This window comes from Amedibacillus sp. YH-ame10 (assembly GCF_053848885.1).
On sequence record NZ_JBSPFA010000019.1, the window covers coordinates 42,646 to 65,058 of the forward strand.

Annotated in this window: 16 protein-coding genes and 1 other RNA gene; 1 reads left to right on the forward strand and 16 read right to left on the reverse strand. The window is 35.2% G+C overall.

Going from position 1 to position 22,413, the window contains the following annotated elements; genetic code table 11:
* Nucleotides 1-15 precede the first annotated feature (15 nt).
* From ACWG42_RS09495 to ACWG42_RS09570, 16 genes are all read right to left on the reverse strand, one after another.
* Nucleotides 16-855 carry a YjjW family glycine radical enzyme activase gene (locus ACWG42_RS09495; RefSeq protein ID WP_455791858.1) on the reverse strand — a complete coding sequence of 280 codons (840 nt, stop codon included), beginning with the start codon at nt 853-855 and terminating at the stop codon, nt 16-18.
* A complete protein-coding gene (locus tag ACWG42_RS09500) occupies nt 833-2,341 on the reverse strand; it encodes a YjjI family glycine radical enzyme (protein WP_455791859.1) in 1,509 nt (502 codons plus the stop codon). The genes ACWG42_RS09495 and ACWG42_RS09500 overlap by 23 nt, the downstream gene beginning before the upstream one ends.
* Nucleotides 2,334-4,745 carry a DNA translocase FtsK gene (locus ACWG42_RS09505; RefSeq protein ID WP_455791861.1) on the reverse strand — a complete coding sequence of 804 codons (2,412 nt, stop codon included), beginning with the start codon at nt 4,743-4,745 and terminating at the stop codon, nt 2,334-2,336. The genes ACWG42_RS09500 and ACWG42_RS09505 overlap by 8 nt, the downstream gene beginning before the upstream one ends.
* A 26-nt stretch (nt 4,746-4,771) precedes the next feature.
* Nucleotides 4,772-6,430 (reverse strand): ribonuclease J, encoded by a 1,659-nt coding sequence (locus ACWG42_RS09510; protein WP_455791863.1) that lies wholly within the window; start codon nt 6,428-6,430, stop codon nt 4,772-4,774.
* 176 nt (nt 6,431-6,606) lie between these two features.
* Nucleotides 6,607-8,046 (reverse strand): tRNA (N6-isopentenyl adenosine(37)-C2)-methylthiotransferase MiaB, encoded by a 1,440-nt coding sequence (miaB, locus tag ACWG42_RS09515; RefSeq protein ID WP_455791896.1) that lies wholly within the window; start codon nt 8,044-8,046, stop codon nt 6,607-6,609.
* A gap of 74 nt (nt 8,047-8,120) precedes the next feature.
* Entirely contained in the window at nt 8,121-8,321 is a 201-nt protein-coding gene (locus ACWG42_RS09520; RefSeq protein ID WP_455791864.1) for a 4Fe-4S binding protein, read from the reverse strand.
* 83 nt (nt 8,322-8,404) lie between these two features.
* Complete coding sequence (locus tag ACWG42_RS09525) at nt 8,405-10,564, reverse strand: PIG-L deacetylase family protein (protein WP_455791866.1); 2,160 nt, start codon at nt 10,562-10,564, stop codon at nt 8,405-8,407.
* A gap of 12 nt (nt 10,565-10,576) precedes the next feature.
* Nucleotides 10,577-12,619 (reverse strand): phosphodiester glycosidase family protein, encoded by a 2,043-nt coding sequence (locus tag ACWG42_RS09530; RefSeq protein ID WP_455791868.1) that lies wholly within the window; start codon nt 12,617-12,619, stop codon nt 10,577-10,579.
* A gap of 182 nt (nt 12,620-12,801) precedes the next feature.
* Entirely contained in the window at nt 12,802-13,578 is a 777-nt protein-coding gene (locus tag ACWG42_RS09535) for a TIGR00282 family metallophosphoesterase (RefSeq protein WP_455791870.1), read from the reverse strand.
* Nucleotide 13,579: 1 nt separating this feature from the next.
* The gene (rny, locus tag ACWG42_RS09540; RefSeq protein ID WP_455791872.1) at nt 13,580-15,133 is read right to left on the reverse strand and encodes a ribonuclease Y; all 1,554 of its coding nucleotides are present in this window, start codon (nt 15,131-15,133) and stop codon (nt 13,580-13,582) included.
* A 154-nt stretch (nt 15,134-15,287) separates the two neighbouring features.
* Nucleotides 15,288-16,316, reverse strand: a complete 1,029-nt coding sequence (gene recA / locus ACWG42_RS09545) for a recombinase RecA (protein WP_455791874.1) — start codon at nt 16,314-16,316, stop codon at nt 15,288-15,290.
* Between the two features lie 16 nt (nt 16,317-16,332).
* The gene (locus ACWG42_RS09550) at nt 16,333-16,797 is read right to left on the reverse strand and encodes a CinA family protein (RefSeq protein WP_455791876.1); all 465 of its coding nucleotides are present in this window, start codon (nt 16,795-16,797) and stop codon (nt 16,333-16,335) included.
* Nucleotides 16,797-17,384, reverse strand: coding sequence for a CDP-diacylglycerol--glycerol-3-phosphate 3-phosphatidyltransferase (gene pgsA, locus ACWG42_RS09555; RefSeq protein ID WP_455791878.1), 588 nt, complete (start codon nt 17,382-17,384; stop codon nt 16,797-16,799). The genes ACWG42_RS09550 and pgsA overlap by 1 nt, the downstream gene beginning before the upstream one ends.
* Nucleotides 17,384-18,337 (reverse strand): helix-turn-helix domain-containing protein, encoded by a 954-nt coding sequence (locus ACWG42_RS09560; RefSeq protein ID WP_455791880.1) that lies wholly within the window; start codon nt 18,335-18,337, stop codon nt 17,384-17,386. Before ACWG42_RS09560 ends, pgsA begins: the two co-directional genes overlap by 1 nt.
* 532 nt (nt 18,338-18,869) lie before the next feature.
* Nucleotides 18,870-19,208, reverse strand: an RNA gene (rnpB, locus tag ACWG42_RS09565) — RNase P RNA component class B.
* Between the two features lie 7 nt (nt 19,209-19,215).
* On the reverse strand, nt 19,216-19,530 hold the full coding sequence (locus ACWG42_RS09570; protein WP_455791882.1) for a DivIVA domain-containing protein: 315 nt from the start codon (nt 19,528-19,530) through the stop codon (nt 19,216-19,218).
* Nucleotides 19,531-19,725: 195 nt separating this feature from the next.
* Here ACWG42_RS09570 and ACWG42_RS09575 point away from each other — a divergent pair, with 195 nt between their 5' ends.
* Nucleotides 19,726-22,368 carry a transglycosylase domain-containing protein gene (locus ACWG42_RS09575; protein ID WP_455791884.1) on the forward strand — a complete coding sequence of 881 codons (2,643 nt, stop codon included), beginning with the start codon at nt 19,726-19,728 and terminating at the stop codon, nt 22,366-22,368.
* Nucleotides 22,369-22,413 lie beyond the last annotated feature (45 nt).

Consider the following 22,413-nt stretch of genomic DNA (forward strand, 5'->3'; position numbering starts at 1 on the left):
AAGAAAAGGTCATAGTTATATCACAACATTTGTAGTATTACCTAGTATTTTGCAAATATTCACAAAACGAGCAATATATTCTTCACTCACATTTACATTCCCCAATGCTTCAAGACCTTCTGTTCTTACACCATATTTGCGATAGCGTATGAGTTTATATCGAACATTATCATGAATAAGTGAACTTACATAGCGTACCGTCTTTTCATTTTGTTCATCTTGATTCGGCAAAATTACAGTTCTTACCTCTTCCAGTTTTCCTTTTTCTAACAAGAACGATAAGTTTTTTAATACTGTTTGATTATCACAACCACACAACATTTTATGAAAGACAGAATCAGATGCTTTCACATCGAGCATAACTCCATCACATACGTCTAATAGTTCTGGATAGGACTCGAAATCATGGTATCCATTACTATCAATCAAACAAGTTAAACCCATAGCTTTTACTTTTGTGAACAATTCTAACAAGAAAGGAGCATGATTCATACACTCTCCCCCACTTACTGTAATCCCTCTTAAAAAAGCTTTCTTTTTTTGAATGATTTCTACAATTTCATCCACACTCATGTTCTTTATTTTAGGCGAAGCCAAATGTGTACACGTTTGAATACACTGATCACAATTCACACAAATTGATGCGTCCCAAACCACCTTTTGTTCTTCCATTTTTAGCGCATGTACAGGACAAGTTGTAATGCAATCACCACAATGTTGACACATATGTATCGTTTCAGGATTGTGGCAATATAAACAAGAAAATGGACAACTTTGAAAAAAGATGGCACAGCGATTTCCTGGACCATCTACATTTGAAAACGGAATGATTTTATTTACGGGAGCTCTCATCATATATTCTGCGATCCAATGCATTCGCAGTATTTCTAGCACCTTGTCCAAATACAGTAACATTATTTAAACTAGCTTCCTTGTGATCTAGTTTTTCGATTTCGCTCTTTTTCACTAAGTATCCCGTAACACGAACAACATCATTGTCTGCATTATACCCTGTAAAGTATCGCATACCTTGTTCAAAAGCACCCTTGATAATATCAAGTAATGCATCTTGCGTATTGTTCCATGTATCATCAAATTTGAAGATATCCCCGATACCAGATACAAAGTATTTATGAAAATTACATTCCACTTCAATATGATCGCTTAAATCAGGCTCGATACCAATTGGAATACGTGCTCCTGGTGAATTTTCACGTCCATCAGAATCAATTCCTACTTGTGCATGTAATACGTATTGATTATTGCAACCTTCACAATACATACCATGGTGATTTTTCACCAATGATTCTACTACATTCATCACTTCAATACCGAATGCAGTTGCCTCTTCACTTTTTCCATATCCAAGACTAGGATCTTTTATTCCAAGCAAGTAATTACAACATTCCGCTAACCCAACAACACCAAACATTCCTGTAAAGTTTTCTTGTTTTACAAACCCTTCTTTTGCAAGGAAGTTTGATTTGAAGAAATTGCTTTCTTCTACGATATAACGTATACGTGCATCCATATTTCTCAACATAAGATTTACATAATATGGTAAAACGTTGTTTAAGAAATCTTCTTTTCCTTTCGATTTTGTCGCTACATTGAACAAACGGATACGAGGTAATGTGTAACCTCCACCTCCAACTTTCAACGCATTATAACAACTTGCAATTCCATATTCACCAATGCCATCTCCACGATACATTACATCATTGGCAAAGCTTGGTTTTGATGTTGCTAGCATACAATCCACACATGCTTTCGCAAAATCATCACTTGTACGATTTGGATCATAAAGTAATGTAATATTAGGGATTGCCAATTGCATCTCCTTCGTTAGTTCTAAAATGATTCTAGAAACACGATTATCTACAGGTCCAATATTCGCATGAACAAAGGAATCTGTTAATGTTTTATCGATATGTAACAAGAACAAACGCAATGCTTTCTTTGTTGTTTCTTCATCTACATCAAATGGTTCTAAAAGTTCAGAAAAATTGCCCAACCATACAGGGAAAGACGTAATACTAGGAACATGCTTATACATAATCAATAGATTATTGCATGCTTCCCATATGTCTGTAGCAGGTTGTAGTCCTAAGAATGAACATCCTTTTTCCATCAAAATACGATAATCAGGTAAAATATAACGTGGTCGATAAGGAGCTCTTCCTTCATTCAAATCGCAAAGAACTTCTTCATCTAATGCCTTTATGAAATCCGGTTCTAAATATAATGAATCATCATCACTTTCTGCCAAACGAGCCAATGCCAGCACTTCTTGCTGGTAGGTTAGTGTAGGATCGCTAATAATGTCTTTTACTCTACTCATAATACTCCTCCTCATTCTTTATATAAACTTCTCTAGGTTTACTTCCTCTAGCTGGACCTATGATTCCATTTTCTTCCATGGTATCAATCAGTCTTGCAGCACGTGCATACCCAATACTAAACTTACGTTGAATAAGGGATGTACTTGCTTTTCTAGTAGAAATGATAAACTCTTTTACTTCATCATACAATGGGTCTCCAGCTTGCTCACTACTACTTGCAATTCCAACACCTCCATCCAACATTTCTAGTCGTAAGAAAGCATCTTCATATTTTGGTTTTGCTTGTTTGGATACATAATCACAGATATCTTGTACTTCCCCATCACTCACGAATACACCTTGTACACGAGTCGCATGAGTTTCACCAATTGGTGTATATAACATATCTCCATACCCTAGTAGTTTTTCCGCACCCATTTGATCCAATATCGTTCTTGAATCCACCGCACTACTTACCGCAAATGCAATACGTGATGGAATGTTTGCTTTGATTACTCCAGTAATGACATCAACACTTGGTCGTTGTGTAGCAACAATCAAGTGAATTCCAGCAGCACGCGCTAACTGTGTAATCCTTTGAATACTTGCTTCGACTTCTTTCGCCGCCACTAACATCAAATCTGCTAACTCATCAATAATTACAACAATCCAAGGAAGTTTCTGTAACCCATCCTCTGGATGATTTTCAATATATGTATTATATCCTGCTATATTACGTACACCTGCCATAGAGAATAATTCATAACGATTATCCATCATAGTAACGATTACTTTCAATGCACGATTGGCTTCTTCTCCATCCGTAATAACTGGACCAATCAAATGTGGAATTTCTTTAAAAGGTGTAAACTCTACCTTTTTAGGATCCACTAACAACATTTTTACTTCATCTGGTTTTGCACGCATTAAGATACTTGTAATAATAGAATTCACACATACAGACTTTCCACTACCAGTTGCTCCCGCAATCAATAAGTGAGGCATCTTGTTCAATTCTCCATATACGCTATTTCCCATCAGGTCTTTTCCTAATGCAAACAACAACTTACTATCATCATACTTCTCAGGAATACTTTTCATCAATTCCTTCATAGTTACATTGGTTTTTTCTACGTTTGGAATTTCAATTCCAACCGCTGACTTTCCAGGAATAGGTGCTTCGATACGAATATCTTTTGCGGCCAAAGCCATCTTAATATCATATTGAAGATTACTAATTTTATTTACACGCACACCTAAATCTGGTTTCACTTCAAATTTTGTAACTGCAGGTCCAATATGTGTCGCAATCAACGATGCTTTTACACCAAATTGATCCAAAATTTCAATCAAACGTCTTCCACAATCATTTGCCGCATTGATGTTACTTACAGAACGATTCTTCTTACCTATATCATTCAATAAGGTTTGACGTGGTAAACGATACTTCGAATAATCTTCTATGTAAGAAGACACAAAGGTATCTTTACGACCAATTGTTTCTTCTATGATACGTGTATTTTCATCAGCTTTTATAGATTGTGAATTACTTGTTGGTGGTGTTTTAAATCCGATCTCCAAATCATCATCAACAATTACATCTTCATCTTTTTTAAGTTTGTCTATGTTTTCATATTGTGTTGTTCTAGCATCACTTGTAATATCAAAATCGTCATCGATATCCAAGAAAGACACTTGCCCAGGTTTCACTCGTTGATCTAAATCAATACGTTGAAACATCGTTTCTTGTTCTTGTTTTAATTTTTCTTCTTCTGCAGCATTTCGTTGTGCTTGTTTTACTTCTTTTTTCTCCGCGCGTTTAACGCTTCGCTTCGCGCTATTTTCCTTCATCAAAGCAAGCGGACGTTTCAAAGAGGCAAACCCTTTCTTAACATACTCGAATGCTTTTCCATTCAACATCAAAATAGCACCTAACAAAACCAAAACACCAACAATGATCCATGTCCCCATATAATCAAATAAGAACGTACAAATGGATACTAAGAAGGCTCCAATGAACCCTCCCCTCGCGGCCACTTCACTCTTGAAAATCAAAACCGAATCACTTAAATACTTCGAAAAGATATCCATTCCTTTTAAGGTTTGATCCTTTGGAATTGACATCGCAATTAACCAACCTAACATAATCACTATAATACCAATGATATATTTAATTGGTATATCACGAATTGATTTCTTCATCATCAACAATATACAAAATACAATTACAACACCATAAATGACACCATATAAATTTCCAAAAATATATTGAATGAAGCTTGTCGTTAGTTCTCCAATAAATCCTATTTTCAAACCGCCTATGATACATAGAGCAATCAAGACGAGAGAGTATATATATACCAACACTTCATTTTCTAATGCTTGTTTTTGTTTTTGCGATTTCCTCTTCTTTGCTTTCGCCATGACTTCCTCCACTCCTCAATACAGTATTACAGATTTATTTCTAAAATCACAGGAAGAACCATAGGGCGTTTCCCTGTCTCTTTCACTAAATACTTCGTAATCTTATCTCTTGCTTCTGCACGCACCGTTAAATTATCATAACGATGTTCTTTCACTGCATTCGCAATGCAAGTTTCCATAATATTTCCAACTTCTTTAATAATATAGTCCGCATCTTTCAAATAGATTAGACCTCTAGTTTGAACGTCTGGTCCATTGATAATTTCTTTGTTTTTGAAATTTACCCCAACACCAATCACCATAACACCATCTGTTGATAAAACCTCACGGTCTTTCAACACAACACCTGTAACATCCCAATTTTCTTTTCCATCAATCAAAGTATCTTCTAGTTCTAATCGTTCTGCAACAGACTTTAAAATACGATCTTTAAACAAGGCAACCTGTCCATTATCTAATATCAAGATTCGATCTGCAGACAATCCCATCTTCATTGCCAAATTCGCATTGGTAAATAAATGACGGTATTCTCCTTTGATAGGAATGTAATATCTTGGTCTAAACAAATATAACATCATTTTAAGATCTTCACTGCTTGGGTGCATAGATAATACTGTTTTAGAATCTAATGTAAAAATCTTGCCACCTTCACGGTAAATATCATTTTCCATATTGTTCGCTTCTAATTCGGTACCTGAAACAATCGGTGAAGCAACAATAATGGCATCACTTGTACGGAAAGATACATATTTATCTTCATGATTTGCTATATTAGACATCGTACGGAACAAATTCTTTCCATCCCCACTAATCAATACCACAACATCTTCCATATCATCTTTAAATGTCTTCTCAGTAAGTTCCATTTCTCTAGGAACGTTATAGTACTTCACCAATTCTAATTGTCTTAACAATTCACGCATTCCCTTATCATGGAAAAATATTTTACGATTGTATTTCTTCGCAAGTTCAATAATTTCAATAATACGGAACAAACTTTGTGCATAACAAGAAATTAGAATTCTTGTTGGACTGCTTTCAAAGATTGGTTCTACTAAATTGGTAATGCGATGATTAGGAGCTGTATGTCCACTTCTATCTGCTGATTGAGATTCACTCAATAAACATAGAACTCCTTTTTTACCGATTTCACTCAATTCATTAATATCACATAAGTATTCATCTTGTAACATATCGTAATCGATAATAAATTCACCAGTATATACGATATATCCTTGATCTGTTGCAAGTGCTAATCCAAAGTTATCTGGAAAAGCATGTGTCATAGGGAAAGTTCTAACTTTTACTCCATTGATTACTTGCTTACTCGTTCTTTTCATACGATGAATTTTCGCATTCTTAATGCCTTCTTTTTTCAACATATCATGAACGATATTCGCTGTTAAATTTCCTGTGTAGATTGGTACATTTACCTGCTTTAAAAGGTAAGGTAACGCTGCCACAACATCGTCATGAGCATGCGTAATAAAGATACCGGCAATGCGGTCCTTGTTTTCTACTAGATATGAGAAATCTGGAATAATAAATTCCACTCCCAATTGTCCAGTATCGGGATATTTTAATCCCGCTTCAATAATAAATATGGCTTCATTGATTTCTACGATATACATATTTTTACCGTTTTCGTCTAATCCGCCAAGCGCAAAAATGCGTACTTGATCCATAATTATACCTCCATTAACTTTATTGTTATTATGTTATGTATCGGAAAGCTTGTAACTTGTTCTCAATTCACATGATAAACTATTGATATTATACCATTACTAAGCATAAAATAACACGATAATGCGTTATTTTTTTTATTTTTGTCCAAAATAAAGAAAGTGATTTCTCACTTTCTTTAGCACTCTTCTCCATCCATTGAAAATGTTTTACAAGCAATAATTTTTACATTTACAATATCACCCTGTTTTGCATTTTTCGCTTTGAAATTTACTAATTTGTTAGTTTCTGTATATCCACAAAGAATATTTTCGTTTTTCTTACTTACACCATCTACTAAGACTTTTACAACTCTTCCTAAATATGCTTCATTCTTCACTTTCGCATAAGCGTTCCAACGCTCATTCAAAATCGCTAATCGCTCTTGCTTCTCCGCAAGTTCTACATTATCTGCCATAGCTGCAGCAGGTGTTCCCTCTCTTGGAGAGTATATAAAGGTAAACGCATTATCAAATTGGCATTCATCCACTAATGATAACGTGTTTTCAAACTGTTCTCTTGTTTCATTTGGAAACCCTACAATGATATCCGTAGAAAATGCGCAATCTGGCATTTTCTCTTTGATTTTATGGAAGAGTGTTAAATATTGTTCACGTGTGTATCTTCGTCCCATGATTTTCAAGATATCGCTATCTCCACTTTGTACAGGCAAATGAATAAAAGGCATGATGTTATCGTATTTTGCAATTACATCAATCATTTCATCTGTAAAGTCCCATGGATGAGAAGTCACAAAACGAACACGTTCTATCCCAATCTTCGCACTTTCTTCCAATAGTTTCGCAAATCCACCTTCTATATGAGCATCTTTCCCATAAGAATTTACGTTTTGTCCTAATAAACTTACTTCTTTAAATCCTTCTTCTTTTAAAACTCTTAATTCTTCTAGGATATCTTCCATGGCACGTGAGCGCTCTTTCCCTCTTGTATAAGGTACAATACAATAGGTACAAAACTTATCACAACCATACATGATATTCACCCATGCTTTATGTTTACCAAAACGCTTCACCGGAAGATTTTCAATGACATCTCCCTCTTTAGATAGTACTTCTACACTGCGTTTTCCACTCATCATTACATTGTGTAAAAGTTCTGGCAAACGATGAATATTATGCGTTCCAAAGATAAGATTTACATGGCGATACTTTTCTAATATTGTATCAATGACTTCTTCTTCCTGTGCCATGCACCCACAAATTCCAAAGATCAAGTCAGGTTTATTTTTCTTTAAGCGCTTCAAAGAACCTAATTCTCCTAATACTTTATCTTCTGCATTTTTACGAATCGCACATGTATTCATTAAAATAAAATCTGCTTCTTCAGGAGATTCACAAGCAGTAAACATCATATCTTCTAAGATACCTGCCAATGTTTCACTGTCACGTTCATTGGCTTGACATCCATAAGTACGTAAATAGTACTTCTTCCCTAAACCAATCTGTTTCATTTCAACCGGTAATTGAAAAAGTGACTTTTCGATAACGGCTTCTTTTGTTGTTCTTTTTTGTGCTTCTTTCAAATTGGGTAGTGCCCAACCTGGCTGTTTTTTTACCATTTTCATACTCCTTCACATCTATAGAACATCCAAACGGATGATTTTTTACTTAAAAAAACCAAGCATTGCTTGGTTTACTGAGAGATTGCTTCAACTGGACATGCAGAAAGGCATGATCCACAGTCGATACAAGTTCCTTCATCACAAACTGATTTGGAATCTGCGTCCATTGATAAAGCTCCTACTGGACAAACTCCAACACAAGCACCGCATCCGATACAAGTATCTGCATTAACATTAACTGGCATTCTAAATTCCTCCTTTTTTACAACCACATCTATTATAACATAACGAAACACATCTGCAAGTAGTTAACACGCAAAACTTGACCACTTTTTCACAATTTTTTAAATTACGTTTATTCTATGCCCGCAAAAAGATTGTTCGTCGTGCTATCATAACCCACAGAAGATTCATATAGACCAAACAAACGACAATCACCAACCCCAAAATCTTCAACTGCTAATGCATACTGATGTTGAGATTCATGTTTTCCATAAGCGGAAGTCGCTACTTCAAATGGTGAACGTCCTTGTAGTGCATCCATCTTTTGATGTACATCAAGCATAATTTGGTTTTTACCATACAAATGGAAATACGTCTTCTTTGGTGCATGCGTTCCATAAGCTTTATAAGAAGTTTCATCATAACTAGCATCCTTCGCCAAATGGATAGAATCCTTTAATAAGTCCGTATTTAACATATGCACACCATGACCATATTCTCCATTTTCATCATGTCCGATTACAATAGCAGGTTGAAATCTTCGAATATTGGCCACTTGAAATTGTTGTAAAGCTTTTGTATCATATACAGATTTCGCATGTGCTAAATCACGAGATGCAATATCTGGAAACTCCCCAACAATTGGATAGGCACGTAATCCCATCTCCCACATACCATCCAACATTTCATGTTGTCGAACATCTACATCCGTTGTATTTGCAGCACTATTGGAATTTGTAAGAAAGGCAAGCTGAATCTTCTTCCCTTTTGCGGCATACTCACTAATCAGTGCACCTAGATATAAGGTATCATCATCCGCATGCGTTGGAAATGCTAAAATATCACTTTTCTTATAAGGTTTACTCCAATCTTGCACATCATTTGGAAGTTCCCCTTTTGAATAGACAACGATTTCTTTCATATCATTTCCATCCAACTTAGAAAGTTCAATCTCTTTCGTATTTTTATCTACTTTGATTAACTCATGAAGAAAGCCATCACTTCCTTGTTTGGTAGTTTTCTTATTGGCTTTCATTGCGTAACTATTCACGTTACTCCCCCATGTAATATAGAGGTAACCAATTTCTTGTTCACTTTGAATACGTAAGGTATCATTTCCTTTAAAGGTGTACCCAGTAGAACGATTATTATCTACACATGCATTATCAAGTGTAGCATTACCTATTGATAAAGAAGGAGAGATACGTAAAGCAACAGGACTCTCTTCACTTTTTACCTCTTCCTTTGAAATATGTTCCATATCAAATACACGATAACCATATACTGTATTAGCGACATACATCCGATAATCCATTGGGAACTCTTTCTTATCCCCATTATCCGCTGTAATATAGTACGTTAAATGTACGTCATAAGAGTAAATGTAATCATAATATTGAATTGGATTACCAATACGTATCTCACCAAATGTATCCGCTACACTAACTTCTCCCCATGTGTTCGAATAAGAAGTTATCAAACGTCCCAAATTTGAATTGGGCATCACATGTTGTAACACCGCTCCAGAGCCAATTCCACGCAATGTTGTATAGCGTGCATACTCCTGAGAAAACTGTGTTAACATAGTTTTTATATTGGAACCTATCGTATCTGGAATACTTGGATAAAAAGATATATCAAAACCAGTACTATCCACAATTTTTGTACAAGGCTTTCCTTGATAGGTTGCGCTCATATTCTCAATAGCAGAAAAGCTATCATATGCATACGTATAAGTCTTTATTTCATTATATCCAATCGAAGCAAATTGCGTACTAGTGCTTGTTTCTTTTCCTTTTTTCGAAACATCCTCACCATTTACAGATAAAGTTGTATTCGCAAAGTAGTGAATACGATAAGGAAACGTTGGATAATGTTCAATGCTTTTCACACGCAGCTTTTGAATACCAAACCATGCTTTATCTTTTAATCTCTCAATAACTACAGTGGATAATTTTTGATTATTATTTACAACTGTGTATTCAATTTTATCCTTATCTTCAAAACTTTGATAAGCAAATAGCTTATCTTTTTTTAGCACCTTTGGTAATGCATTCTTCAAATCTTTTCGTTGACTCTTCTCACTCTTATCCAAGATAAAATCTAATTCTTTCGTTTTGTATTCTTCCATTATGGAATCTACCAAATATTTGGGATGATTATGTTCATATGTATATAAATACACGCCCAATACCACAGTTAATAGAATACCAATAGAAGCTAGCGTTGCGATTACATAAAACAACCCTCTCTTAAATGTCATTGGTTGTTTTATACGTTTCTTTCTATTCATGTTTGCTACCTCCTATTTGTAATAAAACGCTGTTGGAACTGGTCGTTCCCCAACTGCAGAGGATAGCGAGTTGATACGTTCTTCTTTTTGGTATAACACAGAGGAAGACCCTCCATCTAAGTTTCCTGCATTGATTGCTTCATACTTTTTCATCAATACAGCAAGATCATTATATGTTGCGCCTAAACTATGTGGTTGACGTCCATCAATCACAAGCAGCAAAATAGCTCCATCTTTTCTTTGCCCAATCGCGCTACGAGGATTAAAACCTCCCCCTGAACCAGCTTGTGGTACCACTTCTCCATTTTTCACAAGAACTGGCCCAAAACTAACGGCATCACGTATCCCCATATTCAAAGCTTCTTCTGAAGTACACTCTCCAACAAACAATTGATTGCTATCATCTAATCCAATCAACACAGGATGCTGACTGGAATATCCAGTGATAACCTTATGATCCTTAATCACTGTACCTAAAGGTGTACTTCCATCTCCACTTCCATTGATATCCAAGAATGCTCCGCCATTCACACCTATTAATGCTTCATTTTCTTTCATAACTTCAAGAACTGTCTTGCCACTTCCACCCGTATTTGGATTTGAAGCAAATAAATGCAAACGAGATGGATCTTTTAAAATTACCATTTTGCCACTAAAAGTACTTCCTTGTACATCTTCGATCACAACATCTTTTTGTGATGAAGACGTAGATCCATCGATTTTAATATTCTCTTTATGTACTTTCGCTATATATTCCTTTACTTCTTTATCATTTCCTTCTGTAATTTGTTTAATTTCTTTTTCACTGAAATATATCTTCGGGATAAATTTCAATGCACTTGTTTCCATAAGTGTACTTACCATTATATTTGACATCTGTGTAGAAGGTCCTTTTAACAACATTGTCACTAGTACTATCAACACAATGCATAATGTTAGTACAACAGATAAAATAGACACCAATACTCTAGAAAGAATACGAGCGATTGTACTTTTTTCTTTTTTTGTCTCCTGTGATTGAAAAACCCAATTTCTTTGAATCTTATAGCTAATAAAAAATAAAAATGTATCTACAAGAATTTTCACCAACACGGTAATTTTAGGTAATGGCACAGTTAACAACATAATCAATAAGGATGATACCATAATCTGCGCTATACATAACAAATAATATCGTACGATAGAAGAACCTGTATTGGCACCAGATTTAAATACTATCGTCTTATTCGTATAAAAATTAACTAAAGATGAGATTGCACGAGAGATCAATACCGCGAAGAATATAATTAGATTCTTCTCGGAAAAAGGTAAAATAGCAATCAAAAGAGTAAATAAAGAAATATCAATTATGAATGATAAAGCAGAAGAAAAAACAAACTTAAATATTTGACGATATATTTTAATAGAATCTCGAACTGGATGAAAATGAGATTTGGAGTTTTCATCCATATAAATAGTTTTAATAGTAACTTCTTCAATTTTAATCTTTAATTTCTTTGTATTTAATAACATATTTGTTTCGTATTCAAAGCGTTCTCCTTGAACACCTATTAACAATTTCATATGTTGAAACGAAATTCCACGAAGTCCTGTTTGTGTATCGCTAATTTTAATACCACAAAAAAGCCCAAATATACTATTGGTAATTTTATTTCCTATTTTGCTTTTTGGTGGAACATTCTTAGAATTAAAATCACGTACACCCAATATCAAACTATCTGGATGTTCAATTAGTTTTTGCGCACACTGAACAACATCATCAATGGCATGTTGACCATCATCATCAAGTGTAATTATACCTACATGATCCAATGGTTTTGTCCCAAAATAAGACATTGCACTTTTTAATGCTCTCCCCTTCCCTTTATTTACAACGTGTCTTAAAACAACACATTTAGGATTACTTTTAATCACATCAAAAATCGGATTGTAGGAAGCATCGCTTCCATCATTTACAACAATGATTCTCTCAAACCCTGCTGTGCACAATTGTTCAACAGTCTGCAAAATCTTCCGTGTAGGATTTAATGTTGGAATCACTGCAGTTACATTCATTTTATCCCCTCAATTCTCTAAGGATAATTTTAACATTCGTAGAAGCTAAATGCAATTTTCCAAGAGGAACTTTCTGTTTTTATTCACTTATTTTTACATTTTCTTTAGAATTTGATTAAGAAACATTTTCTAGCTTCATTTCAAAACAAAAAAAGAGCAGAATCTTAGATTCCACTCTCTCACTATTCTATAGGACGAATTTGAATTCGTTCAATATTTGTTGCTTTGTTTGTTTGCTCATCAATTGTTACAATTGCCCCACAGAATATTGCAGGTCCTGTAGCAATTTGAAACTTTGTTTTTTCATCTGTAGTAAAGCGTGTGACAATTTCTTCTACATCTCTACCCAACACACTGCAATACGCTCCACACATCCCTAAGTCTGTAATAGCCGCTGTACCGTTCTCAATACGTTCATCTGCTGTTTGTACATGTGTATGTGTTCCCACAACACACTGTACTCTGCCAGCAAAAGCATACGTAAATGCAATCTTTTCTGAAGTAGCTTCACCATGAAAATCAACGAGGTAAATATCCGCATCAATATCTGCTAAGATATCTTCCATACAGAAGAAAGGAGAATCTACCACGTTATTCATCCAAACTTCACCACTTAAATTACTAACAGCGATGCGTTTGCCATTCTTACGAATAACAACCGTATGTTGTCCATAATCTAAAGGTTCCATATTTGCAGGACGAACCATTTGATCAGCTTCATCAATGAATTGATATATATCATTCTTGGAAAATGTATGATTTCCCATCGTAACAACATCAATTCCATAGTCTAATAACTGACGATAAATTTTACGTGTAATTCCTTTTCCATGCGCTGCATTTTCACCATTGGCAATAACTACATCCAAATTGTATTGTGCTTTTAGTAAAGGTAGTTGTTCCCGCACGATTTCTCTTCCAGAAGATCCAACGATATCACCTATAAAGAGAATTTTCATATTACTTCGCTAATTCACAAGCTCTGGTTTCTCGGATAACCGTTACTTTAATTTGACCTGGATATGTTAATTCAGCTTCAATTTTATCTTTGATATCACGTGCTAACTTATGACAAGAAACATCATCTAATTTTTCTGGAATTGCCATAACACGAACTTCACGTCCTGCCTGAATTGCATAAGCAGAATCAACACCATCAAATGATTTTGTAATCTTCTCTAATTCTTCTAAACGATTAATATAGTTTTGAAGTGCCTCATAACGTGCCCCTGGACGAGCAGCACTGATTGTATCAGCCGCAATGACCAAGTTAGAAATCAAGAATTCTGGTTCTACTTCTCCATGGTGAGATTGAATTGCGTTTAACACAACATCTCTTTCCCCATGTTTCTTACAGAATTTATATCCAAGCTCAATATGACTTCCTTCAACTTCAAAATCTAATGCTTTTCCAATATCATGTAACAATCCTGCACGTTTTGCAAGTTGTTGGTTCAATCCAAGCTCCGCTGCCATCATTCCTGTTAAATGTGCAACTTCCATACTGTGTTGAAGTGCATTTTGTCCATATGAATAACGATACTTCAAACGTCCAATCAAACGAATAATCTCACGATCAATTTTACCAATACCTAATTTGAATACAGTGTCTTCCCCTGTCTTCATAATATTAGTTTCCATTTCAGCTTTGATTTTATTTACTACTTCTTCAATACGTCCTGGTTGAATACGTCCATCTTTTATCAGCTGTTCTAAAGCCAGTCTAGCTGTTTCACGACGAATTGGATCAAAACAAGAGACGGTGATTGTTTCTGGTGTATCATCAATAATCAAATCGACACCAGTTGCCTGTTCGATTGCTTTGATATTACGACCTTCACGTCCAATGATTCTACCCTTCATCTCTTCACTAGGAAGGGATACAACAGATACTGTACGATCCACCGCTTCATCCGAAGAGATACGTTGGATACTTAAAGCAACGATGTTCTTCGCCACTTCATCTGCTGTTGATTTTGCTTCTTCTTCACGTTCCTTAATATAAGAAACGATCTCTTTTTCCATTCTTTTTTCAGTGATTGCAAATAATTCCGCCTTTGCTTCACTGGTAGACATTGCAGCGATACGTTCAAGTTCTTCAACTTGCACATCAATCTTCGCTTGTAATACCCTATCTTTTTCATCTAGCATTGCCATTTTATCAGCTAATTGTGCATTTTTTAAATCGATCTGTTTTTCCTTGCTTGTAAGTGTTTCATCACGGAAATTCAAATTGTCTTCACGTCGTAAAAGTTTATTTTCCTGATCGGTAATTTCCTGTTTACGCTCTTTTATTTCTTTTTCTGCCGCAAGTTTCAATTCATGAGCTTGCGTACGACCATCTAATACTGCCTGCTTTACAACAGAATCGGCTTTTGATTCTGCTTCTTTTAGCATTAAAGAGCCTTTTTGCTGATTTTTATTTAAACCTGCTCTGGAAATTACCATCATGATGATGATTCCAAAGGCAAGACCTGTCAATACAGACAAAAAGATGACTAATGTATTATTCATACATAGATTCCTCCATTCGTCTTTCTTGAGAGTTTTTTTCTCTCTACAGTATATTGTACATAAATTTCACATTTTTCACAACAAAAATAACTACTTTTCATAAATTTCGTTATCTTTTGAAAGTGTTTCCACAAAAAAAGAAAGGAAGAGTTGCTTACTCTTCCTCAATTACCTTAGGAGATGTCTTGTCTTTTAATTTTGTAGCTAATTCTTGCATCAGTGCTGGATTGTCTTTGATTGTGTTTTTTGCTGCTTCTTTTCCTTGTCCAATCTTTTCTCCATTATAAGAGAACCAAGCTCCACTCTTCATCACGATGTCATAATCTACGCACATATCCAATAATTCCGCAGCATAAGAAATACCTTCTCCATACATTATTTCAATTGCTGCTGTTTTAAATGGAGGGGCTACTTTGTTTTTTACTACTTTAACATTTACTTTATTCCCAATGATATCCGTACCATTTTTAATAGCTTCGCTACGACGGATGTCCAATCGTACAGAAGAATAGAATTTTAACGCTCTACCTCCTGGTGTCGTTTCTGGATTTCCGAACATGATTCCTACTTTTTCACGTAACTGGTTAATAAAAATAGCAGTACATTCACTGCGGTTCATAACACCGCTTAATTTACGCATTGCTTTTGACATCAAACGCGCTTGTAAACCGACTTGAGAATCTCCCATTTCGCCATCTAATTCTGCTTGTGGAACTAAGGCAGCTACAGAGTCTACTACAACCAAATCAATAGCTCCACTCTTGATTAACATTTCTGTAATTTCAAGTGCTTGTTCTCCACTATCAGGTTGCGATAAAATTAATTCATCGATATCCACACCAAGATTTCTAGCATAGTTAGGATCAATTGCATTTTCCGCATCAATAAACGCAGCACGTCCACCACGTTTTTGTACTTCCGCTATCGCATGTAGCGCTAAAGTCGTCTTACCTGATGATTCAGGACCATAGATTTCAATGATTCTTCCTTTTGGATATCCACCAATTCCAAGTGCCTCATCTACTTTAATAGAACCAGAAGGAATGGCATCAATATCTACTGCACCACGATCTCCTAACTTCATAATAGATCCTTTTCCATATTGCTTTTCTATTTTCTTAATAGCTTCATCTAAAAGTGCTTCTCTTTCTTTTATTGCTTTTTCATTTGTATTTTTTTCCATTGTAATCTCCTTTTATTTAATGCATTGATTGTATATATTGTATAACATTTTTACTCATTTCGCACACAACTTGTTCACGAAGTTCATTTCTTTGCATTTGAAAGTGAAATTCATAAGTTTGAATGCCCGAAGGCCCAGCAATAGCACAATATACCAAACCAGCCGCTTTCCCCTCCATTGTAGAAGGTCCTGCATTCCCCGTAAAGGAAACACAAAGATCACTTTTCATAATCTTTCTCGTACACTTTGCCATTTCAATCGCACACTCTTTACTGATTACACCATATTCTTCGATAATGGATGCATCGACATTAGCGACATTGATTTTAATTTCATTTTGATAGGTAACAAGACCTCCATAAAGCACCGCAGATGCCCCACTAATAGAAGCAATAGAAGATGCAAATAAACCAGCCGTCAAACTCTCACAACTGGATATGGTTAATTTTTTCGATGTAAGTAGGGCTACCAACTCTTCCATTACATACTCTCCATTAGAATATCTTTCAATTGCCAAAAATATTGAATACCACTTACTACAGAAACAATAAGTGCTCCCCATAACAAGATTGTATCCATAGGGATATGAAAGAATACAAATGGCATATTCTGCAAAAGCAACACAATGATAGCAAACATCTGCAGCACTGTTTTTATTTTTCCAAGCATTCCAGCCGCTACAATTTTTCCAGAGGCACTTGCATTCATACGCATACCATCTACCATCATATCTCTCCAAATCATCACCAATGTAACAAACACTGGAATAACGCCTTGAACAGCAAATAAAATAAACATCGTATTTACTAACAGCTTATCCGCAATAGGATCAATAAACTTCCCAAAAGAAGTCACCAATCCACGTTTTCTAGCAATATTACCATCTAAAAAATCTGTAAAAGACGCAACTGCAAAAAGCACAAGCACCAACAGTGACCCTGTTGATAGATTTGCACTTATATCATTCATTGAAATGATAATTACCTGTCCATCATAAAACAAGGCAACACAGGCAATAATTGGTACCAAGAGAATTCGAAACATGGATAATTTATTGGGAAGATTCATTACTCTTCACCTGTAATCGTAAACTCCAATGTAGCTTGTTGTGCACTTCGAACAATGGTATCATCGATTTTTACATTCTTTCCATTAATTTTGATGGATGTATCATATACCCATCCAATATAGATTTGAACTTTTGATCCTTTTTTAGCCTTAATAGTCCCAGTAGCCGTTGTTTGATAGTTGTAAACCCTAGCAGCTGGCTCACTTAACACAACCCCATCCACAGTCATACTAAAGCCAGAGTTACTTCCACCAAAATAAACTTCAAACTTTAGGTCGTCTCCATCTTTCGTATTATCAATAGTATAGTGTGTAACATCATTTTTCGTCACACTCATTTCTTTAGTTTCTTCGTTATCTTTTTTATTATCTTCTTCATCCGTTGTTGGATAGCTGTTGTTTCCATTTTTATTTTGCTCATTTGCAATTGGCTGTTTATCTGTTTTGTTAGTATCTGTATTTTCCACAGATTTGAAATACATCACGAGACCAAAAACAATCACAATCGCAACTACAGATACTACCGCAACCAAAGATACAAGTGAAAAATCAACCTTTTTGATATTCTTTGCGTTAATATGAGAATGTGCATGTTTCCGGACATGGGTTTTCCTAGCATCATCACTTTGCACTTTCGTTAGTTTTTCAGAATTCGCAACGCTCTTTTCAATTACCTCATGATCATGTATTGTTGATAAAGAAATGGTTTGCGTATAATCGTTTACACTTTCGCGCAACTCATCTTTGATATCTTCAAAATCAATATCAACCGCTTCACAATAGGATTTTACAAAAAAACGCAAATAAGAAAGATCATCATGAAAAAACTTAAGATTTCCTTCTTCCAGCGCCTTAATATGCTTCTGAGTAAGACGAGTTTTAGAACTTATATCTTCTACCGTCAACCCCAGCTCTAGTCGTTTTTCTTTTAAACGTTTCCCGATATTTTCCATAGAGCACCTCTTCTACATGTCATATATTGCACAAAGCAATAGTAGTCCATGATTTATATTATAGCAAGCAAAAGCAATTATGTAAATTACATAATCCACTTTATAACCAATGTTTTTCTTAAGGTTTTGCTATCTAAATGACAATTTAAAAATAGAATGCATTTTTGCTTGTAAAAAACTCATAAAACCTATGGTATTTATACTACGCACAGCTATATCGTTTTAAATATTATTTGATCATTCAATTCTTAAATTTCCATTATATTCAAAATATATACAAAAATCTTTTTAACGAAGTTCAGGAAGATGTCCTTCTTCAAGGTAATATCATCGTATAAGTGATAATGGTCGATCACTTTCTTGATTTTCTACTTTATCAATCAAATGAACTATGGTTTCTAAAGCATTGATTATTAACACACATTTCATGATCTTCTATTATAGTGGTAAAATCAATCATAAAGTATCCATCGAAAAACAAAAAAAGAAGTATGAAGGCAACCAAGTTGCACTCATACTTTTTATATCACATTACATAAGCCATGTTCTGTACTCAAAATGAGTGACAGTCATTTATCTACGTCTAAGACGTTCCACCGTTGCTTCGTTTCGCATTGGCGAATTCCCCTACCAAATTTGGGTTTCTCGCTTGTGGGGTTTACCCGTTCCACCTTTATGATTTCTCATAAAGCTCGTCTCTGTGGCACTTTTAAAGAAGTTCACCATAGTCCTAAAACCTTAGGTTTCCTTCAGCCGTCAGCTTTCACTGCCTGAACTTATTTTTTCATTCAGCACAAACACTACGATCATCACAGATCGTGCGAGCATGGACTTTCCTCTAATTCCTAAGAATCAGCGACTGCCTGTAATGTTATAAATTATTTACGGAATACTTCGCTCTCTAAGCGTGAAAGACGTTTTAGGATATCTAAGTTTCCTGGTTGAGCACTCATCTCTCCACTCACTTCAACTCTCCCTTCAAGTTCCGCGAGTTTGGCTTTCAATGCAGCATTATGTCGTTCATATTCCTGCAAGCGTTCACCAAGACCGCGAATCATTTCTTCATACTCTTGATAATCCGATATTACCAAATCTAAGAATTCATCTACTTCTGAAGAAGAATATCCCTTAAAATCAATATTAAACTGTTTGTTTAATACATCTTCAACGCTCAGTTTAAATTTTTTCTCCATGCAATCACCTTCCATATCTATTAGTTTCTCAAAATTTCGAACAAATTGCAAGAAGATAATGAACAGAATATGTGAAATTCAAACGATTTTCTTAATCTTATGGAAATCGTTTGTAAAATTCTTTAAACTAGATTATGATTAACAAGAGAAAAAATAGATTCTCAAACACGTATAATAAAGTATAAGGAGGAAATTATGGCAAACAAGAAAACGAATGCAGCAAATCCAAAAAGAAAACCTAAAAAGAATATATTTCATCGCATTCTAATCGTTATAATTGCTGGTATATTATTATTTGGAGTATCTGGATTTTTTATGTTATCTACCATTGTAGGTAAGGTAATATTTGATGATCCAAGTGCCAACATCAAGAATGAAGAACCATCTCCCGTTTATGCAAGTGATGGTGTTACAAAAATCGGAGAATTTGGTGGAGTGAGTAGAGAAAATGTCACCTACAATCAAATACCACAGTCCGTTATCGATGCATTTTTATCCATTGAAGATTCTCGTTATTATAAACACAATGGATTTGACTTACCTCGTTTCATATCCTCTGCTTTGACAAATTTACGCTCTGGTAGTTTTGCTCAAGGTGGTTCTACGTTAACAATGCAATTAATTGATAACACACAAAATGCAAAAGTAGAAGATAAAAGTGGAACCTTGAGTGATACAAAAGAATTAAATCCGATCGAAAAAGTAGAACAAAAAATCCAAGAGATTTATTTGTCTATGAAACTGGAAACAGATTGGACAAAAGAAGAAATTCTAACGAAGTATTTGAATGAGATTAACTTTGGTTCTAGTTCTCGTGGTATTCAAAAAGGTGCTCAATATTATTTTAACAAGGATGTATCCCAGTTAAATCTATCGGAAAGTGCATTCCTTGCAGGAGTCATCAACGCACCAAATTACTTCAACCCATACAATGGTGGAGATTATTACACACGTGCTATCAATCGTCGTAATAAAACACTAGATATGATGGAATATCATGGATTTATAACGAGTAGCGAGTGTGCTCTTGCGAAAAGTACAGAACTCGCCTTTCAAATGAAAGATGGTTCGACTACAACCGGAAATGATAAATACAAAAATGCATTATATGAAATTCAGCAAGAAGTATCACGTACTACAAAGAAAGACCCTGCAACAACTCCAATGGCAATATATACCTCCATTGATGTGAATGTTCAAGATAATGCAAATGCATTATCGGCAGGTGAAGGTAGCAATTTACCAAACAACCAATATTATCAAATAGGAACCACGATATTGAATAATTCCAATGGTGAAATCATTGCGGTGATTGGTGGTAGAAGTGATACAGAGACAAGTGCTTCCGATTTCAAGAATCGTTTCAACGATGCCTTTCAAATTGGATCTACCTCCAAACCTATCTTGGACTATGTAAAAGCATTTGATGATTTAGGTTGGTGTACATCCCGTGTAATGTCTGATAAAGAAAAATTCAAAGTAGATAGCAACCTAAGCATTGGGAATGCGAGTGGTCAATTCAATGGTGATGTAAGCCTTGAAAAAGCCATTGCGATGTCGTTGAATACCATTGCCTTACAAACGATGCAGGCCTATATAGATGAAAAAGGCGATGCCTCTATGATTTCTTATCTAAAAGATTTAGGATTAAGTGATACAACAGCAGAAGCATTCAATATTTTATACGGTATTGGTGGTTCTACTTTACAGTTCTCCCCTACTCAGCTTGCAGCAGCTTATGCGGCTTTGGGAAATGGCGGATATTATATCCAGCCACATATGGTTCGTAAAGTTGTATTAAAAGAAACAGGTACAACTATAGAAACTAAAGTAGAAAAGAAACAAGTTGTTTCAGAGGCTGCTGCATTTATGATTTCTGATCTCCTTTACAAATCTGTTAATGGAACATACAAGGGAGAAAACCTCATGGGTTCTCTTGGGTTCGGTGCTTATCCAGTCTATGGAAAAACCGGAACTACAAACTACGATTCTGATTATGCGATTGCGGAATACCAAGGTCTCATGAAAGATGAGTGGATGGTCAATTATACAAGTGAGTTCACAGTGGCGACATGGACAGGATTTGACAATGCCATTGCTGGAGCAAACACCAAAATCAATGATTACCTCTTCAATAATGTTAACGGTTATATCAATAAAAAATTATTAGATACAGCAACCACAGACAACGTCAAGAAAATAGCGAAACCAAGCGGTGTTAGTGAATATGGTGGAGGATATATCAAAACGGAATATCTAAAAGATGCGGCAAAGATCAATCCAAAAACGGAAGTAAACACCAATATTGATACCGATCCATTAAAAGAATTAATTGATTCCGCTAACAAGATAAACAAAAACGATTATACAGAAGAGAGTTATAAAGCATTACAAGAAGCAATCAAAGAAGCTAAGAAAGTCTTAGATAATGAAGATGCTACACAAGAAGAAATAAGCAATGCTCTTTCCGCTTTACAAAACGCAATCAACGCATTAGCAAAAAAAGAAGCGGCTGTGGACTTCACTCAATTAAAAGAATTGATCAATACTTCACAGACTTATATTGATTATACAAAGTATAATTCTGATAAAGTAAAAGCTTTAGAGGCTGCTATTAGTGCTGGTATTACGGTAAGTTCTAATGATAAATCTACACAAGCAGAAATTGATGCGGCCATCGTGGCTATCAATACCGCAGTCCAAGATTGTATTAAAAACCCTATTGTCAATGATGGAGGCAATACGGGTGGAGATACAGGTGGCGGAAACACAAACGGAGGAAATGGGAATTCAGGTACAGAAACACCAACCACACCTCCTGCTACACCGAATCCATAAAGCAGAAGCAGTCAAGATGACTGCTTTTCTTTTTATGTTTTTACC

What these genes read in the sequence shown, in the direction of transcription:
- ACWG42_RS09495 (WP_455791858.1), bottom strand. Translation starts at nt 855, where the DNA reads ATGATGAGAGCTCCCGTAAATAAAATCATTCCGTTTTCAAATGTAGAT.
- ACWG42_RS09500 (WP_455791859.1), bottom strand. Translation starts at nt 2,341, where the DNA reads ATGAGTAGAGTAAAAGACATTATTAGCGATCCTACACTAACCTACCAG.
- ACWG42_RS09505 (WP_455791861.1), bottom strand. Translation starts at nt 4,745, where the DNA reads ATGGCGAAAGCAAAGAAGAGGAAATCGCAAAAACAAAAACAAGCATTA.
- ACWG42_RS09510 (WP_455791863.1), bottom strand. Translation starts at nt 6,430, where the DNA reads ATGGATCAAGTACGCATTTTTGCGCTTGGCGGATTAGACGAAAACGGT.
- miaB (WP_455791896.1), bottom strand. Translation starts at nt 8,046, where the DNA reads ATGGTAAAAAAACAGCCAGGTTGGGCACTACCCAATTTGAAAGAAGCA.
- ACWG42_RS09525 (WP_455791866.1), bottom strand. Translation starts at nt 10,564, where the DNA reads ATGAATAGAAAGAAACGTATAAAACAACCAATGACATTTAAGAGAGGG.
- ACWG42_RS09530 (WP_455791868.1), bottom strand. Translation starts at nt 12,619, where the DNA reads ATGAATGTAACTGCAGTGATTCCAACATTAAATCCTACACGGAAGATT.
- ACWG42_RS09535 (WP_455791870.1), bottom strand. Translation starts at nt 13,578, where the DNA reads ATGAAAATTCTCTTTATAGGTGATATCGTTGGATCTTCTGGAAGAGAA.
- rny (WP_455791872.1), bottom strand. Translation starts at nt 15,133, where the DNA reads ATGAATAATACATTAGTCATCTTTTTGTCTGTATTGACAGGTCTTGCC.
- recA (WP_455791874.1), bottom strand. Translation starts at nt 16,316, where the DNA reads ATGGAAAAAAATACAAATGAAAAAGCAATAAAAGAAAGAGAAGCACTT.
- ACWG42_RS09550 (WP_455791876.1), bottom strand. Translation starts at nt 16,797, where the DNA reads ATGGAAGAGTTGGTAGCCCTACTTACATCGAAAAAATTAACCATATCC.
- pgsA (WP_455791878.1), bottom strand. Translation starts at nt 17,384, where the DNA reads ATGAATCTTCCCAATAAATTATCCATGTTTCGAATTCTCTTGGTACCA.
- ACWG42_RS09560 (WP_455791880.1), bottom strand. Translation starts at nt 18,337, where the DNA reads ATGGAAAATATCGGGAAACGTTTAAAAGAAAAACGACTAGAGCTGGGG.
- ACWG42_RS09570 (WP_455791882.1), bottom strand. Translation starts at nt 19,530, where the DNA reads ATGGAGAAAAAATTTAAACTGAGCGTTGAAGATGTATTAAACAAACAG.
- ACWG42_RS09575 (WP_455791884.1), top strand. Translation starts at nt 19,726, where the DNA reads ATGGCAAACAAGAAAACGAATGCAGCAAATCCAAAAAGAAAACCTAAA.